Genomic DNA, 15267 nt, shown 5'->3' with positions numbered 1-15267 from the left:
AACCGAGCCATTTTGCTATTTGCAGGACCTGTTTTTGGGCTTACTTTTCATGGATCTGCTTGCCGCAAAGATGCTCAATCGAAATCTCGTAGAGTTGGACGCCCTTGATGTCTTTGGCGATTTCCTCCTCGACTTCTTCGGCAGAAGGGTAGTACTTAAGCGCTAACTGGCGGACTTTGTCCTCGATAAACGAAGGCGTCTCGTCTACCAGGCGGCAACGGCCAAAGACCACGGTGCTCATAACGTAGGGAGCCCAGTCGTCGTCCTTGTACCACTCGTTGCCGTACACGGTAAAGCAGACTTTATCGTCACGCTTGAGCGAATCGACCTTGTGGCCAGCCTTGGCGCCATGGAAATAAATCTTGTCGTGTTTGGGGTCAAAGAAGTAGTTGACGGGAATGGCGTATGGGTAGCCATCATCGCCGTTAACGGCAAAGACGCCGCGCTTACAGGTGGCCAGCAGCTCGCGCGCCTCCTCGTCGGTGATGGCACGTTTCTTTCGGCGTAAGGGTCTAAACATCGTCGGCTTCCTTTCTAACTGTGCATGACAGTTGGGCACAAACTATAGCGAAACAGTTCCGTTTTGCTTGATGCGGGCGAGCATGCTTTTGAGCTTGTTAAAGTCGAGCGGTTTGGGCAGATGGGCGTTCATGCCGGCGTCACGTGCCGCTTGTGCGTCCTCGACAAAGGCGTTGGCGGTGAGCGCGATGATGGGGATGTCGGCTGCATCGGCCTTCTCGCTCAGGCGAATCGCGCGGGTTGCCTCGTAGCCATCCATGCCCGGCATCATAATGTCCATCAGGATCGCATCGAAGCTGCCGGCGGGACGACTAGTGTATAGTTCGACCGCTTCTTTGCCGTCGGCGGCGCGAGTTACGACGATGCCTTCGCTTTCGAGCAGGGCCTGGGCAATTTCGGCATTGAGCTCGTTGTCTTCGGCCAAAAGAACGTTCATGCCGGCAAGCGAGCAGCTGATCGCCTGCTCGTCCGCACCTTCTCTTGCCTGAGGGTTCTTGTCGATATCGAGCGGAATCTGGACGTTGAACGTACTTCCCACGCCGACCTCGCTCGAAATCTCAATCGTGCCACCCATCATGTCTATGAGCGATTTGACGATCGGCATGCCCATGCCAGTTCCCTGAAATTTACTGCGGGCATCGTTGCCCTCTTGGGCAAACGGTTCGTAGATGTGCTTAAGAAACTCGGGCGACATGCCGATGCCGGTGTCCGAGACGCTAAAGCAAAACACGGCGTGCTCGTCGTCGACCGGTTTGATGGTCGATGAGAACGTGACGGTGCCTCCGTGCTTGTTGTACTTGATGCTGTTGTCGAGCAGGTTGACAAGGATCTGCCGAATATGGGTGGGGCTGCCGATCATATATTGGTCGACAGCGTAGGGCTCGCTGGTGTCGAGCATGGTTATGCCGCGGTCCGATGCGCGGAGCTTGCACAGTACGAGCGCATTGTCGCACAGCTCTTTAAGGTTGAATGATTCGTGCTCGAGCGTCACTTTGCGCTCCTCGATCCTGCCCATCTCGAGGATATCGTTGATTAGCGAGAGCAGGTGATTGGCGGCAACGCGCGCCTTGGCGCGGCTTTCGCGGGCGACCTGCATGTCGCCTTCTCTCAATTCCTCAATTTCGATAAGGCCCAGGATGCCGTTGAGCGGCGTGCGGATGTCGTGGCTCATGCGCGTGAGGAAAGCGGTTTTGGCGGTGTTGGCGGCATCGGCTTTCTGCCGTTCCTCCTGTGCGCGGTAAAGCGACCAGACAAGGATGACGATGCCGGTGAGCAAAATGCAGATGACGACTGCCGCAATGACGATGCGGTTGCGGTAGAGAAGTCGGAACGCATCCGATTCTTGCGCCGAGTACGATGTGGGGAAATAGCTGTTTGCAGAGAGCGATTCACCTGCATTGACGATGCCCTTATTGATGATTCCCAGCAGCTCGGGCTTGCCGCGCGAAATTAAACACGATAGTTGCGCCGTGTTGGTGAGTTCCTGTGTTTCGAAATCCTCGATGTCGTAGATGTCGCGGAGAGTTTCCAGGCGCGTGCTGGGGACAATGATGCAACGTGCCTTCCCCTCATTGAGGGCTTTGAGCACCTCGCCGTCATTCGAATACTCGGTTACCGTTGCGTTCGGAAAGAGACTTTCGAGCTCAAAACGGTTAACGATTGTGCTCTTTGTACAAGCGATGTTCTTAAGGTCTCTGTTCAGGTTTTTGCCACTGTGAATGGCGGTCAGCGAAACCGTTCCCATCGAGTTTGACTGGATGACCCCTGTCTGCTCGGCGAGCCAGTAGTCGCGAAACAACGGCAGGGCGACATCGATGGTTCCGTTGGAAAGGGCTTTGATCATTTGCTTGTTGTTCGAGAGTGCGATTGTTTTGACCGTAATGCCAAACTTGTCGTGCAACGTCGTTGCAAGCGAGGCGAGCGACCCTTCCATCTCGCCGTCGTCATTTTGCGTACAGTAGGGAAGTTGGTTTTTAAGATAGCCGAGCGTGATGGTATTGCCGTTTTCTTTGAGCCAGGTGGTCTCGGTACCGGTGAGCGATGACGAGCCACTGTTTTGGGTCGAGTAACTCGATTTGACTTCCTCGTTATAGCGCGGGTTATCGCGGGCGATGGTCGTCATGGCGGCGTTGATGTCGTTCATCAGGTCAGGGCGGCTTTTGGGAACGGCAAAATAGTAGTCGCTCGAGCCTACGTAGAACATGGGTGACGCATCGGGCGACGAAATGGTGTCGTTCATGATGACGGCGTCGACCTCGCCGTCTGCAAGCGCCTCAAAGAGGGCACTGCCGGTGTCGATTTCTTTATAGGTGCAGGTAACGCCTTCGTCGGCGAGCCACTGCTGGCCGACGATAGTTTGCATAACGCCAGAGTTGCAGCCGATGGTGAGGCCTTGGAGCGCCTGGGGGTCACCCTTGGCCAGGTCGTCGCGGTCGGGCCTGGCGTAGATGTAGTAGCGCTCGGTGCCCTCGGGGTTCGAGGAAAAGAGCAGCTTCTGCTCGCGTTCTGCCGAATGCGAGATGTTGGGCATGAGGTCGATTTCGCCTGCCTCGAGCATGTCCATAAGCTCGGAGAAGGTGCCGCTAACGTATTCGTATCGCCAGCCCTTTGTGTAATACGAGAGGGTCTGGAGGTACTCGTAGCCCCATCCCGAGAGTCGCTCGCCCGGTATGCCTTCCTGGAAGCCTTTGTTGTTGACGAGCCAGCCAACGCGGACCGTCTTGACCTGCTGGTCGGAGTCGGCGGCAAAGGCGGGGGCGGGCATGACGGCGCTCAGTACGGCGAGCGCGGCAAGCGCGACGGCCAGGGTGCGATATAGAGCCAAACGAAGGACGGCGGAAGGTTTCACATGAAATCCTATCGAGTCGAGACGATATCACATAAGGATACCAGCTCAACCTGCCCACTCAGCCACCGCACCGCTAAACGGTCACTCCCGGCAGTTGGGGACAGTTCCTTTCTGCCGGCAGTTGTAGTCATTGGGGACGTTCTTAAATGACTAGTCAAACAAGAACGTCCCCAATGACTAGTTCCGTTTGCGGGGGAGGCGTGGGACAATACCGAGCGAATGTGATTGGGCGTCTGGGAAAAGGGGTCGCGATGAACAAGTTGAGGACGCTTGCCGACGTGTTGCGCCAGGCTGGCTTTGCGCGCATCACGGGCCTGTTCCTTATCTTCTATCTGCTGTGCTCGACGGCTGTCTGGCTGTCCGAGCCCACGACCCTTACGTTTGGCGACGGCCTCTGGTTTAGCTTTGAGACCGTATCGACGATCGGCTTCGGTGATATCCCGGCCGAGACGCCGGTTGCCCGCGCGATTACCGTTGTCCTGAGCGTCATCAGCATCTTCTACATCGCCATGCTCACGGGCGTGGCGGTGAACTACTGCAACACGCTCATCAAGATGCGCCAAAAGGACACCATGGCGCGCTTTATGGATGATCTGGAGCATTTGGAAGAGCTCGATCGTGACGAGCTTGCCGATCTATCGCGCCGTGTGCGCGAATATCGCCGACGCCAACGCTAGAGGGGGCGCTGCGCGTCACGACGAGGGGGACTGAATATGAATATCACGGTATACCTGGGCGCCAGCGTCGGTAACGACCCAGCGTTTCTGCCTGCAGTGCAAGAGCTGGGCAACTGGATTGGCTCCAACGGGCACGCGCTGGTATACGGCGGGTCCAAATCGGGCCTGATGGGCGCTCTTGCCGATAGCGTACTCGAGGCAGGTGGACACGTGACGGGTGTTGAACCGAGCTTTTTTATCGAGGCCGAGTTTCAACATGACGGTATCGACGACCTCATCGTGACCAGCGATATGGCCGAGCGCAAGGCCAAGATGATTGAGCTCGGCGACGCGTTCATCGCCTTTCCCGGTGGGACGGGTACGCTCGAGGAGATTGCCGAGGTCATGTCGGCCGTGTCGCTGGGGCATCTGAGCGCGCCGTGCATCCTGTATAACCTGGACGGTTACTACAACGATCTCAAGGCGCTGCTCGAGCACATGATTGATAAGGGGCTTTCGAGCCCGAGGCGCCAGCAAGGCATTTACTTTGCCGAGGACCTGCACGAGATCGCATCGATTATCGGCAACTAAGCCGTAGGCCTATCGCACATGCGGCGCCCAATGGCGCCGTTTGCGGCGTGGATGGTCGGCACGTCCGCGCTGTGCCCGTCTTACAATAAAACGTATCTTTGTCGATTTTGACCACGGGAGGTCCCGATGGACAACCTTGCAAAACCCAAAAACCGTGCGCTGTTTTTAGTGAGCGTGGCTGTGACCGGTGCGTTTGCAGGCGCCGCGGTCTGGCTGTTCTTCTTTGCGATGGAGCACGGTATCGACTATTTATGGACCGAGATTCCGCATATGCTGGGCGTCGCTTCGCCTGAGCTCGCAAGCGGTCCGTTCGGTTTTTTGCCGTACCCGTTTTTCGTCTGCCTGCTGGGCGGCCTGCTGATCGGTCTGTACGCAAAGATGACGGGCACCAAGACCGATGACCTCAACCAGGTGATGGCCAAGGTTAAACAAGACGGTCGCTACCCGTACGACAACCTGGGCAAGCTTTCACTCGCGGCATTGCTGCCGCTGCTGTTTGGCGGAAGTATTGGACCGGAGGCCGGCCTGACCGGCGTTATCGCGGGTCTGTGCAGCTGGGTCGGCGACCGCATGCGTCGCTTTGGCGCCGAGTTTAGGGAGCTCACGCTGTTGGGCACCCAGGCTGCCCTGACGGCGCTCTTTACCGCGCCCGTGTTTGGCTTTGTGGCGCCGCTCGCCGGTAGCGCCGACGGCCAGGGCGCTGGCGAGGACTCCGCGTCCGACGAGATCACCATCAAGCTGCCCAAGGCACAAAAGACCGTGGTCTACGGCATCGCGATTGCCGGCGGTCTGGGCACCTATCTGCTGCTCGGCCAGCTCATGGGTGGCGGCATGGGCATGCCGAGGTTCGAGGCTGCCCAGGTGGGTAACCTCGAGCTTGCCTGGCTCATTCCGCTGGCGTTGGTCGGTACCGTATGCGGCTGGCTGTACTTTGTCTCGGAGCACGCGAGCGAAGCGCTTGCCCATGCCATAGGGGAGCGCCCTGTCGTCAAGGCGATGCTGGCTGGTCTGGCCCTCGCTATCTGCGGCACGGTTTTGCCCTACACCATGTTTGCCGGCGAGACCCAGGCCGACGTGCTCATGGAGACCTACCTCACCATTCCCGCCGGCGTGCTTATCGCGACCGGTCTGGTCAAGGCCATGCTGACGCCCGCCCTCATCAACCTTGGTTGGCGCGGCGGTCACTTCTTCCCGGTTATCTTCTCGGGCGTAAGTCTGGGCTATGGCCTTGCCATCCTCACCGGCGCCGATCCGGTCTTTTGCGTTGCCGTCTGCACCGCCTCGACGATGGGCGCCGTTATGCGTCAGCCCGTCATGGTCGTGGGCCTGCTGCTCATGTGCTTCCCGCTCAAGGGTATCGTCTGTATGATCATCGCCGCCGTTATCGCCGCCGGCATTCCGCTGCCCAAACCGCTGCGCAAGTAGCACGGTGGCGCGCGGGCAATACAAACATCTCAAGCCCGGTGTGGGCGCTGTGTCACGGATTTGCGGGTGGACTGAATCTCGCCTGGCACCGACGCTACTTCCAAATCGCGAGCGCGGCGGTGCCCAGCACGATGAGGAAAAGGCCGATGGCGCTTCGATGCGACAGCTTTTCGTTGAAGGCCAGTCGTGCGAACAGCACCGATACGACAATCGATAGTTTGTCGATTTGCACGACGACGCTCACCTGGCCTGCAGCGATGGCGTAGTAGTACAGCAGCCACGACGCGCCGGTCGCAATGCCCGATGCCGCGAGAAATGCGAGTTCGCGCGGGTCAATGCGCGCGACCTGCTCCAGCTTTCCCTTGGCAGCCACGATTGCCCATGCCATAAAAAGTACCACACAGGTACGGATCGCCGTGGCCAGGTTTGACTCGACACCTTCGATGCCGATCTTGGCGAGGACGGAGGTGAGTGCCGCGAACACGGCGGCGCCGAGGGCGTAAGCGAGCCAGGCTCGGTCTTGCTTTTGCTCTGCGCCGATGGACTGCTTTTTCTCGATTATCAAAAACGTGCCGAGCGTGATGACGGCGGTTCCCACGAGCTTGACCGCCAGGTTGCCTGTCTCACCAAAAAGCACTATGGCGATAAGCACGGCGAGCACAGTGCTCATCTTGTCGACGGGTACAACCTTGTTGACGTCTCCGATGCTGAGCGCCTTAAAGTAACAGATCCACGAGGCACCGGTGGCGAGTCCCGAGAGGGTGAGGAATAGCCAGGCTTTGGCGGGAATGGCGCCGATTGCTCCGATGGATCCAGAAATGCCCGCCATTGCCCAGGCAAATACGAGCACCACGCAAGTACGGATGGCGGTTGCAACGTCGGAGTCGGTGTGCCTGATGCCGCATTTGGCCAAAATGGATGTGATGCCGGCAAAGAAAGCTGATGCAAATGCTGCTGTAACCCACGACACGGGTTGAGCGCCTCCTCATAAAAGACCGCGCCAGATCTGCGGCGCATGCCCGATGATACCGCGCTTGCCTACAGGTCGCGTGTCCGGTAGACCTTGGCGCTGACGATGCAGCTAAGTGCACATAGCACGAGGGCCAGTACCGCAATTCCTGCGCACAGGCAGCCGAGGACGGCGGGATCGGGATTCGCCCCGGCAATCGATATGAGCCAGTTGCTGATGGGGTTGGAGGAGCTCAACGCTGCCATGGCAAGGCACCCGATCAGGGCAAACAGGCCGACGGAAAGGCGCTGCGCCTCCATGTGTCCAAATCGAAAGAACAGCGGCTGTGCCAAAAACACCATCATGAGGGAGATGAGCATCGATGCGGCGGAGGCTATTGTGGTCTCAAAGACGATCTGTCCCGTCGAGGGCATGCCCGTGTGATCGAAGAACGGAAGGGTGATGATGCTCAAAAGCGCGGCGGCGCACGCCATGACGGCTGAGAAGACAACGATGCACAGGTAGCGGGCACAAATAATGTCTTTGCGCGAGAGGGGCAGCGTTGCCCGATAACGCTCCCATCCGTTTTGATTGTCGAAGCCGGCCAGCGAGCTCATGACCGTGATAGGCGACATGGCGCTGACCGCGCAGGCGCCGGCGCTCATGCCGGAATCGCCATTCGATGCGTTGGCGAGGGTCAACACGACGAAGATGAACAGGCCGACGCCCGCGATGCTCGGGACAAGCGTGCGGACGATGGCGAGCTCAGACATAAAGGCGCGTTTCATTTCGAAGCCCCTTTCAGCATGAGGCGAAGATAGTCATCAATGGTTGCCCGGTCGCAGGGAATCTCGGGGAAGGCTTCGAGCGCCTCGCGACGGTTGGGCACGAGCACGTCAACGCTATAGGCGTGGTGGGCGGCACGGGCGCCTTCGACGCAAGCCATGAGCTCGGACGCTTGTGCTTGGGTGCAGTGGGCGATGCCGGCTCGGTCGGTAATGTCCTCGCGCGGCAGGTCAAACACAATCGAGCCGTTATCGATGCAGATGACGCGGTCGGCAGCGCGATCGAGGTCGGACGTAATATGACTCGAGAGCAGCACGCTGCGCTGGCCGTCGGAAACAAAGGCGAGCAGCTCGTCAAGCAGTTCCTCGCGCGCCATGGGGTCGAGGCCCGCAGTGGCTTCGTCCAAAACGAGCAGCTTGGCATTGTGGCTGAGTGCGCAGGCGAGCTGCAGCTTCATGCCCATGCCGCGGGAGAGGTCCTTGACTTTCGTTTTGGGATCGAGGCCAAATCGGTCGATGAGACTGGCGAACGTTTCGCGGTCCCACGTGGGGTATGCCGAGCCTACGAGCGCCTCGACCTCGCCCACCTTGAGCGTGGAGGGGAAGGGACACGTGTCCAGGACAAGCCCGATGCGGGAGCGCAGGTGGCACTGCGTCTCGTCGGGTGCGTTAGCGTCGCGGTGCTGCCCAAACAGGTGCACCTCTCCGGCATCGAGCTTTATAAGCCCAAGCGCGGCGCGAATGGTCGTTGTCTTGCCGGCGCCGTTTGCGCCCACAAAGCCAACGATCTGGCCGGGCTCCACGGCAAGCGTGACGTCGTGGAGGGAAAAGCGGTCGCTCACGCGGCGCGATACACCTTTGAGTTCTAGCAAATATTGCATGGTATAGCCTTTCTTGCAGATGGCTACTGCATGGTTTCGGGGGCTACCAGGTCGAGCATCTCGTGCAGCTTGTCGCGCGTGACGCCCAGGGTTTCGGCTTGCGTTGCTGCCTGTGCGAGCAGCTCTTCGATATGGCAGAGCTGGTTTTCGCGCAAGAGTTCTTGGTTGCCCTCGGCGACAAAGCAGCCCTTGCCCTGCACGGTGCAGATAAACCCGAGCTGCTCCAGGTCGGCGTAGGCGCGCTTGGTGGTGATGACGCTCACGCCAAGATCGCTCGCGAGTGCACGGATGCTGGGGAGTTTGGCTCCCGCAGCGAGCGCGCCCGAAAGGATCTGAGCTTTGACCTGCGAGGATATCTGTTCGTAGATGGGCTTGTCGCTCGAATTGGATAGGATGATGTCCACAGCGGCTCCTTAGCTGTTGGGCTACACGTGTATATAACCGGTAAGCACAGTATATATACACTATGCACAGTTACGCAAGAGACAAATTCGGATTGGGCCGGCTACCCAGGCCCCAACTGATGAATTTGTCCTGATAGGCGCCCTAGAGCGGGATTTCGCGGCTACAATAGTGCGGTTACAACGACGTAATGCACTCAATGCAAGAAAGGATCCGCATGGCAAGCCTGTCGGATGAAATCTCGTCGCGCCGCACATTCGCGATCATCAGCCACCCGGACGCCGGTAAGACCACACTTACCGAGAAGCTGCTGCTCTATACCGGCAGCATCCAGACCGCCGGTTCGGTCAAGGGTAAGAGCTCGGCCAAGCATGCCGTCTCGGACTGGATGGACATCGAGAAGGAGCGCGGTATTTCCGTTACCTCCTCGGTGCTGCAGTTCACCTACAACGGCGCCTGCGTCAACATCCTCGATACCCCCGGCCACCAGGACTTCTCGGAGGATACCTACCGTACCCTTATGGCCGCCGACGCCGCAGTCATGGTCATCGACGGCGCTAAGGGCGTCGAGGCCCAGACCAAAAAGCTCTTTAAGGTCTGTACGCTGCGCCATATTCCCATCTTTACCTTTGTGAACAAGCTCGACCACGAGGCTCGCGATCCGTTTGAGCTCATGGAAGAGATCGAGAACGTCCTGGGCATCAATACGTATCCTATGAACTGGCCGATCGGCAGCGGCCGCAACTTCCGCGGCGTGTTCGATCGCCAGACCCGTCGCGTCATTGCCTTTGAGGGCGACGGCCATGCCAACGCCACCAAGAAGGTTGCCGAGGTTGAGGCCGAGCTGGGCGATCCTTCCATGGACGAGCTCATTGGCGAGGAGAACCACAAGAACCTGATGGACGACATCGAGCTGCTCGATGGCGCCGGTGACGAGCTCGACCTGGATGCCGTGGCCTGCGGCAAGCTGAGCCCGGCGTTCTTTGGCTCGGCACTCACCAACTTTGGTGTGGAGCCCTTCCTTAAAGAGTTCCTGCGTCTGGCCCCGACGCCGCGCGCCTATACCGATACACTCACCAGCGAGCCGGTCGCGCCCGCCGAGAACGACTTTAGCGGCTTCGTGTTTAAGATCCAGGCCAACATGGACAAGAACCATCGCGATCGCATTGCCTTTGTGCGCATTTGCTCGGGCAAGTTCGAGCGCGGCATGGATGCCTTCCATGTGCAGGGCAACCGCAAGCTCAAGCTGGCTACGGGCACCTCGATGATGGCCGACGATCGCGCCATCGTGGACGAGGCGTACGCCGGCGACATCGTGGGCCTGTTCGATCCCGGTATCTTTAGCATCGGCGACACCGTGTGCTCCGGCAAGCGCCACGTGCAGTATCCGCAGATCCCGACGTTTGCCCCCGAGATGTTTGCCCGCATTACGCAGGTCGACACGCTCAAGCGCAAGCAGTTTGTGAAGGGCATGGAGGAGCTTGCCCAGGAGGGCGCCATCCAGATCTTCCGCGAGCTGGGTGCCGGCATGGAGAGCGTCATCGTGGGCGTGGTCGGCGTGCTGCAGTTTGAGGTACTCGAGCGCCGCCTCAAGGCCGAGTACCGTGTTGAGGTTCGTCGCCAGCCGCTGCCCTATACGGACATCCGCTGGATCCAAAACGACCCCGACACCATCGATATCCCGGGCCTTTCGCTCACGCGCGATACCCTGCGCGTCGAGGACATGCGCGGCGGCAAACTGCTGCTGTTCACGAGCCCGTGGAACGTGGACTGGGCTACCGACCACAACCCCGACCTTGTCCTGTCGGAGTTCGGCAACGTAACGTTTTAGCGCACCGGCGCGGTGATCCTGTGGGGCCGCCGCGCCGTTTGCTTGCCTGCCGCCGCGTGAGCGGCTATCATACCCACCGTCGCCTCAAGACCGTGGCGGCCGAGCAGTTCGGGTCCGATATCCTGCTCGTTAAACCTAAAACCAAAGGAGTACATAATGATCAAGAAGGTCATGGAGGACTACAAGGTCCTGTTGCGGAGCATTCCCGCGGCAACGGTTTCGCTGTTTATCGTGAGCGTTATCATGATGAACCTGCTGGCCAACAAAGAGCTCATCAGCCTGCCGTATCTGGCACTCGATTGCGGCTTTGTGGTGAGCTGGGTTTCGTTTTTGTGCCAGGACATGATCTGCAAGCGCTTTGGCGCCAAGGCATCCATCAAAATCTCTATCCTCGCACTGCTGGTCAACCTGGCTGTGAGCCTGTGCTTTTGGGCATGCTCGCTCACGCCCGGCATGTGGGGCGCCTACTACGACACGGGTATGATCGAGGTCAACACCGCCCTTAACGCCACCATCGGCGGCACCTGGTACGTGGTGCTGGGCTCTTCGCTCGCCATGCTCGTCTCTGCCGTCGTTAACTCCACGCTCAACCAGTCGCTCGGTCGTATGCTCAAAAAGAATAACTTTGCGAGCTTTGCCTTCCGCTCTTATGTGTCCACGGGTGTTGGCCAGTTTATCGACAACTTGGTCTTTGCCATTGTGGTGAGCCACACGTTCTTTGGTTGGACCTGGGTGCAGGTCCTTATGTGCTCGCTGACCGGCGCTGTTGCCGAGCTGCTGTGCGAGGTCTTCCTGAGCCCCGTGGGCTACAAGGTCGTGCGTGGCTGGGAGCGTGAGAATGTGGGCGCCGAGTACCTCGAGCGCCACGCAACCGCCTAAGGAGCAAGTATGCGGGTTTTGATCACGGGCGCTTCGGGCGGTATCGGAGCCGCGTGCGTGCAGCGCTTTTTGGACGAGGGCCACGAGGTCGTGGGCTTTGACCTGCTGCCGACGGCGGTCGAGCACGAGCGCTACCGCCATCTGATCGTTGATGTCCGCGAACCGGACTCGTTTCCAGACGACCTTGAACCCCAGGTAATCGTAAACGTTGCCGGTACGCAGGATTCGGCCGACGACATTGCCGCCAACCTGTGTGGCACCATCAACGTGACCGAACGCTACGCCTTTGTGGGGGAGGGGCTTGCCGCCAAGCCGACAGCGGCTATCAAATCCGTGGTCAATGTGGGGTCGGCGAGCGGACATACGGGATCGGAGTTTCCCGCCTATGCCGCCAGCAAGGGCGGCGTTATCGCCTACACCAAGAACCTTGCAAACCGCTTGGCGCCGCAGGCCATCGCCAACAGTGTGGACCCGGGCGGCGTTATCACGCCGCTCAACCGTTGCGTGATGGAAGACGAACACCTGTGGAACCAGATTATGGAGCTCACGCCGCTTAAACGCTGGGCCACCGCCCAAGAGATCGCCGAGTGGATCTACTTTGTGGGCGTGACCAACCGGTTTATGACCGGGCAGAGCCTGCTGATCGATGGCGGCGAGGCCGGCCGCACACAATTTATTTGGCCCGAATAGGAAACGCGCCCGATGGAAATCCGTCGGGCGCGTTTTTGATGTATTGATTTTTAGCCGAGGCAAGTCCAGTTGACGGGGGTCGAGCCGTGCTGTTCGAGTAGCCGATTGGCTGCCGAGAAGGGGCGCGACCCTATAAAGGCGGGGAGTTCTGCCGTGGCGCGGTTGGCCGAAAGCGGCGAGGGGTGCGTAGAAGCTAGGCAGAACTTGCCGGTTGCCTTGCCCGCGCCGATCGCGTCGAGCTTGTCCTCAACCATTTGCTGGGCAAAGCGGCCCCATGCCAAAAAGACGACCGGCTGGGGCAGCTGACAGCAGCGTTCGATAACGTAGTCGGTGAGCGTGCTCCAGCCCAGCTTGGCGTGCGAATTGGCGGCATGCTCGCGCACGGTGAGCGTAGTGTTGAGGAGCAGGACGCCCTGTTGTGCCCATGGGGTTAGGTCTCCCGTGGCAGGAAAGGGGCAGTCCAGATCGGCATTGAGCTCCTTATAGATGTTGCGCAGGCTCGGTGGCAACTTGGTTTGCGTCGCGGGGACCGAGAACGATAACCCCATGGCCTGGTTGGGTCCGTGATAGGGATCTTGACCCAAGATGACAACCTTGACCTGGTCGGCCGGCGTGTAGGCGAGGGCATTGAGGATGTCGTCTTGTGCCGGGTAGATGGTCTGCTCGGCACGCAGAAGGGCGATGCGCTCGAGCAGCTGGTTCGTAGTGTCACGTACCGGCTGCGGCGCATCGCCCAACCAAGTTGCTATGTTGCGGTCGCGAGTTGCGGCGTCCATGGAACTCCTTTATGGCAGATGCTCTGTTGGCATCTATTGTAAAGGCGTCCAGAGACCTTTATGACGCGGCTGTATAAGGACTGGGGTTTACGAGACGTGCTCGGGCGCTCCTGTCATGCGAGCCTGTCCATGTGCGCGAAGGCGCGGAAGCTCGACGGTTGCCACCATGACGCCGGTGAGGATGAGGGCGGCGCCAAAGAAGGCGATGGGGCTCAGGACCTCGCCGACCAGGAAGAACGAAAAGACGGCGGAACAGACCGGCTCGAGCGAGAAGGCAAAGCCGGTGGTCTCGGCAGGCACGTGGGGCTGCACGAGCGTCTGGGTGATAAAGCCGTAGGCAGAGCAGATGAGTGCCAGCGCGACGACCACGACGATCTCGTTGGGCGTGCTGGGAAGCGTGAAACCGCCCAAGGTGCATGCGGCGATGCCCGAGAACAGGCCGCCGAAGCCCAGCTGCCAAACACCCAGGGCCAGCGGATCGACTTCTTCGACAAAGCGCTTGGCCACGATAATGTGGCCGGCATAGATAAAGGCCGAGAGCAACATGATGATCGCGCCGGGATTCAGGCTGGTAAAGTCGGCGCCCGAGAGCAGCAGCATGCCGCAGGTGACGATGGCGGTGCCGATGAGCACCTTGCGCTCGGGGGCGCGACGCAGCAGTGCCGCGTTGGCAAACGGCACGATCACGACCGTCAGGCTCTGCAAAAAGCCGGCGGTGGAGGCAGAGGTGAGGCTGGAGCCCAGGCACATGCAGGTGAGCTCGGTTGCCATGATGGCGCCGATGATGGCGGAGCGAACCATCACGTCGCGGTTGATGCGCAGCGCGTGCTTGTGGAAGAGCACAAGGCAAGCTGCAAAGGCGATGATGCAGCGCAGCGCAACGATGCTCGTGGCGTTCATGCTGTCCATGCCGATCTTCATAAGGGGGTACGAAAAGCCCCATGCGACGGGAACGGAAAATGAGAGCGCGATTGCTTTTTTGCGATCCATGGGACTCCTTTTGTTACAGAACGGTTTCGCAAAAAGGATTCTGCTCCCAGATGTGGATGTAGTAAAGCGAATGTATCTTCAGTATGATTAAGAAATACTAATGCTACTAGAAAAAGCGCTGGCAAAACGTTTTACGGCTACATCGATGTGGAGGCACGATGGCATCGCGGTATCAGATTGTTTGTATGGTGGTCGATCGCGGCAGTCTTAAGGGTGCGGCGGACGAGCTAGGCTATACGCAAAGTGCGGTGAGCCAGGCCGTCAAGGCGCTCGAGCGCGAGCTGGGCACCACGATTATCGAGCGCGGCAAGCAGGGTGTCTCGCTTACGCGCGACGGTAAGCAGTATCTGCCGTATCTGCGCCAGATCGTAACGGCCGAGGCCGAGCTCGAGGGCAAGCGTCAAGAGTTGCTGGGGCTCTCCTCGACCGATATTCGTATTGCGACGTTTACCAACGTGAGTCGTACCGTGCTGCCGCGAGTGATCCGCGACTTTGGGGCCCTGCACCCGGGGGTGCACTTTACCCTCAAGCAGGGCGATTACACGCGCAACGCCCAGTGGGTGCACGATGGCGTGGTTGACTTTTGCTTTACGGCGCGCGGATTTACCGCTGGGCTCGAGAAGCGCGTGGTCTATCACGACGAGTTGGTGGCGCTGCTGCCGACCGCGCATCCGCTGACGGCAAAGGAAAAGGTGACGCTCGCCGACCTGGCGTCCGAGCCGTTTGTGCTGCTGGACGAGGGCGAGCAGAGCCTGGTGCTCGATGCGTTTGCCGCGCATGGGCTGTCGCCGCACGTGACGAGTGAGGTCACCGACGACTACACCATCATGGCGATGGTGGAGGAGGGCCTAGGCGTGAGCATGCTGTATCGCCGTACCGTCGAGGGCATGCAGGCCGATATTCGCGTACGTCCCATCGTGCATGCCCCCTCGCGCGACGTAGTGGCGGCCTGGCGCAGCTGGGACACCATGCCTATCGCCACGAGGCACTTTATCGACTATATGAGCTCGCATATTGTCAATTAATGACTGGCGTGACGTTGAGC

General features: G+C 59.4%; 15 protein-coding genes. 7 read left to right on the top strand and 8 right to left on the bottom strand.

Translation table 11 applies throughout. The annotated features are described in order from the left end of the window. Positions 1 to 40: 40 nt before the first annotated feature. Both DW645_RS05030 and DW645_RS05025 read right to left on the bottom strand, forming a co-directional pair. Positions 41 to 520 carry a pyridoxamine 5'-phosphate oxidase family protein gene (locus tag DW645_RS05030; protein WP_118226627.1) on the bottom strand — a complete coding sequence of 160 codons (480 nt, stop codon included), beginning with the start codon at positions 518 to 520 and terminating at the stop codon, positions 41 to 43. A gap of 42 nt (positions 521 to 562) precedes the next feature. Further along, complete coding sequence (locus DW645_RS05025) at positions 563 to 3367, bottom strand: transporter substrate-binding domain-containing protein (protein ID WP_118226625.1); 2805 nt, start codon at positions 3365 to 3367, stop codon at positions 563 to 565. A gap of 251 nt (positions 3368 to 3618) precedes the next feature. Here DW645_RS05025 and DW645_RS05020 point away from each other — a divergent pair, with 251 nt between their 5' ends. From DW645_RS05020 to DW645_RS05010, 3 genes are all read left to right on the top strand, one after another. Next, positions 3619 to 4044 carry a potassium channel family protein gene (locus DW645_RS05020; RefSeq protein WP_035136976.1) on the top strand — a complete coding sequence of 142 codons (426 nt, stop codon included), beginning with the start codon at positions 3619 to 3621 and terminating at the stop codon, positions 4042 to 4044. 36 nt (positions 4045 to 4080) lie between these two features. Beyond that, positions 4081 to 4614 carry a TIGR00730 family Rossman fold protein gene (locus DW645_RS05015; protein ID WP_118226621.1) on the top strand — a complete coding sequence of 178 codons (534 nt, stop codon included), beginning with the start codon at positions 4081 to 4083 and terminating at the stop codon, positions 4612 to 4614. A 126-nt stretch (positions 4615 to 4740) separates the two neighbouring features. Continuing rightward, the gene (locus DW645_RS05010; RefSeq protein WP_117647370.1) at positions 4741 to 6039 is read left to right on the top strand and encodes a chloride channel protein; all 1299 of its coding nucleotides are present in this window, start codon (positions 4741 to 4743) and stop codon (positions 6037 to 6039) included. A gap of 94 nt (positions 6040 to 6133) precedes the next feature. Here DW645_RS05010 and DW645_RS05005 read toward each other — a convergent pair whose 3' ends face one another. The 4 genes from DW645_RS05005 to DW645_RS04990 all read right to left on the bottom strand — a co-directional run bounded on the left by DW645_RS05005 (position 6134) and on the right by DW645_RS04990 (position 9058). Beyond that, the gene (locus tag DW645_RS05005) at positions 6134 to 7009 is read right to left on the bottom strand and encodes an EamA family transporter (RefSeq protein ID WP_117647372.1); all 876 of its coding nucleotides are present in this window, start codon (positions 7007 to 7009) and stop codon (positions 6134 to 6136) included. A gap of 68 nt (positions 7010 to 7077) precedes the next feature. Beyond that, on the bottom strand, positions 7078 to 7776 hold the full coding sequence (locus DW645_RS05000; protein WP_118226619.1) for an ABC-2 transporter permease: 699 nt from the start codon (positions 7774 to 7776) through the stop codon (positions 7078 to 7080). Next, a complete protein-coding gene (locus tag DW645_RS04995) occupies positions 7773 to 8654 on the bottom strand; it encodes an ABC transporter ATP-binding protein (RefSeq protein ID WP_117842966.1) in 882 nt (293 codons plus the stop codon). The genes DW645_RS05000 and DW645_RS04995 overlap by 4 nt, the downstream gene beginning before the upstream one ends. 23 nt (positions 8655 to 8677) lie before the next feature. Further along, positions 8678 to 9058 (bottom strand): GntR family transcriptional regulator, encoded by a 381-nt coding sequence (locus tag DW645_RS04990; protein ID WP_117743314.1) that lies wholly within the window; start codon positions 9056 to 9058, stop codon positions 8678 to 8680. Between the two features lie 215 nt (positions 9059 to 9273). Here DW645_RS04990 and DW645_RS04985 point away from each other — a divergent pair, with 215 nt between their 5' ends. The 3 genes from DW645_RS04985 to DW645_RS04975 all read left to right on the top strand — a co-directional run bounded on the left by DW645_RS04985 (position 9274) and on the right by DW645_RS04975 (position 12456). Then, a complete protein-coding gene (locus tag DW645_RS04985; protein WP_118226617.1) occupies positions 9274 to 10887 on the top strand; it encodes a peptide chain release factor 3 in 1614 nt (537 codons plus the stop codon). Positions 10888 to 11043: 156 nt separating this feature from the next. Next, the gene (locus tag DW645_RS04980) at positions 11044 to 11766 is read left to right on the top strand and encodes a VUT family protein (protein ID WP_229077142.1); all 723 of its coding nucleotides are present in this window, start codon (positions 11044 to 11046) and stop codon (positions 11764 to 11766) included. A gap of 9 nt (positions 11767 to 11775) precedes the next feature. Further along, positions 11776 to 12456, top strand: a complete 681-nt coding sequence (locus DW645_RS04975; RefSeq protein WP_118226615.1) for an SDR family NAD(P)-dependent oxidoreductase — start codon at positions 11776 to 11778, stop codon at positions 12454 to 12456. 50 nt (positions 12457 to 12506) lie between these two features. On the opposite strand, the gene DW645_RS04970 is transcribed toward DW645_RS04975, so the two are convergent. Both DW645_RS04970 and DW645_RS04965 read right to left on the bottom strand, forming a co-directional pair. Next, entirely contained in the window at positions 12507 to 13232 is a 726-nt protein-coding gene (locus tag DW645_RS04970) for a uracil-DNA glycosylase (RefSeq protein ID WP_118226613.1), read from the bottom strand. An 87-nt stretch (positions 13233 to 13319) separates the two neighbouring features. Further along, positions 13320 to 14222 carry a DMT family transporter gene (locus DW645_RS04965; protein WP_118226611.1) on the bottom strand — a complete coding sequence of 301 codons (903 nt, stop codon included), beginning with the start codon at positions 14220 to 14222 and terminating at the stop codon, positions 13320 to 13322. 158 nt (positions 14223 to 14380) lie between these two features. Here DW645_RS04965 and DW645_RS04960 point away from each other — a divergent pair, with 158 nt between their 5' ends. Beyond that, complete coding sequence (locus DW645_RS04960) at positions 14381 to 15247, top strand: LysR family transcriptional regulator (RefSeq protein WP_118226609.1); 867 nt, start codon at positions 14381 to 14383, stop codon at positions 15245 to 15247. Positions 15248 to 15267 lie beyond the last annotated feature (20 nt).

It is taken from the genome of Collinsella sp. AM23-17, from assembly GCF_003470945.1.
Taxonomy (GTDB): Bacteria; Actinomycetota; Coriobacteriia; order Coriobacteriales; family Coriobacteriaceae; genus Collinsella; species Collinsella aerofaciens_O.
This window is presented reverse-complemented; position numbering and strand designations above follow the sequence as displayed.

Excerpts from the sequence above, each read along its gene's own strand:
- DW645_RS05030 (WP_118226627.1), bottom strand. The coding sequence starts at position 520 with ATGTTTAGACCCTTACGCCGAAAGAAACGTGCCATCACCGACGAGGAG.
- DW645_RS05020 (WP_035136976.1), top strand. The coding sequence starts at position 3,619 with ATGAACAAGTTGAGGACGCTTGCCGACGTGTTGCGCCAGGCTGGCTTT.
- DW645_RS05015 (WP_118226621.1), top strand. The coding sequence starts at position 4,081 with ATGAATATCACGGTATACCTGGGCGCCAGCGTCGGTAACGACCCAGCG.
- DW645_RS05010 (WP_117647370.1), top strand. The coding sequence starts at position 4,741 with ATGGACAACCTTGCAAAACCCAAAAACCGTGCGCTGTTTTTAGTGAGC.
- DW645_RS05000 (WP_118226619.1), bottom strand. The coding sequence starts at position 7,776 with ATGAAACGCGCCTTTATGTCTGAGCTCGCCATCGTCCGCACGCTTGTC.
- DW645_RS04995 (WP_117842966.1), bottom strand. The coding sequence starts at position 8,654 with ATGCAATATTTGCTAGAACTCAAAGGTGTATCGCGCCGCGTGAGCGAC.
- DW645_RS04985 (WP_118226617.1), top strand. The coding sequence starts at position 9,274 with ATGGCAAGCCTGTCGGATGAAATCTCGTCGCGCCGCACATTCGCGATC.
- DW645_RS04980 (WP_229077142.1), top strand. The coding sequence starts at position 11,044 with ATGATCAAGAAGGTCATGGAGGACTACAAGGTCCTGTTGCGGAGCATT.
- DW645_RS04975 (WP_118226615.1), top strand. The coding sequence starts at position 11,776 with ATGCGGGTTTTGATCACGGGCGCTTCGGGCGGTATCGGAGCCGCGTGC.
- DW645_RS04970 (WP_118226613.1), bottom strand. The coding sequence starts at position 13,232 with ATGGACGCCGCAACTCGCGACCGCAACATAGCAACTTGGTTGGGCGAT.
- DW645_RS04965 (WP_118226611.1), bottom strand. The coding sequence starts at position 14,222 with ATGGATCGCAAAAAAGCAATCGCGCTCTCATTTTCCGTTCCCGTCGCA.
- DW645_RS04960 (WP_118226609.1), top strand. The coding sequence starts at position 14,381 with ATGGCATCGCGGTATCAGATTGTTTGTATGGTGGTCGATCGCGGCAGT.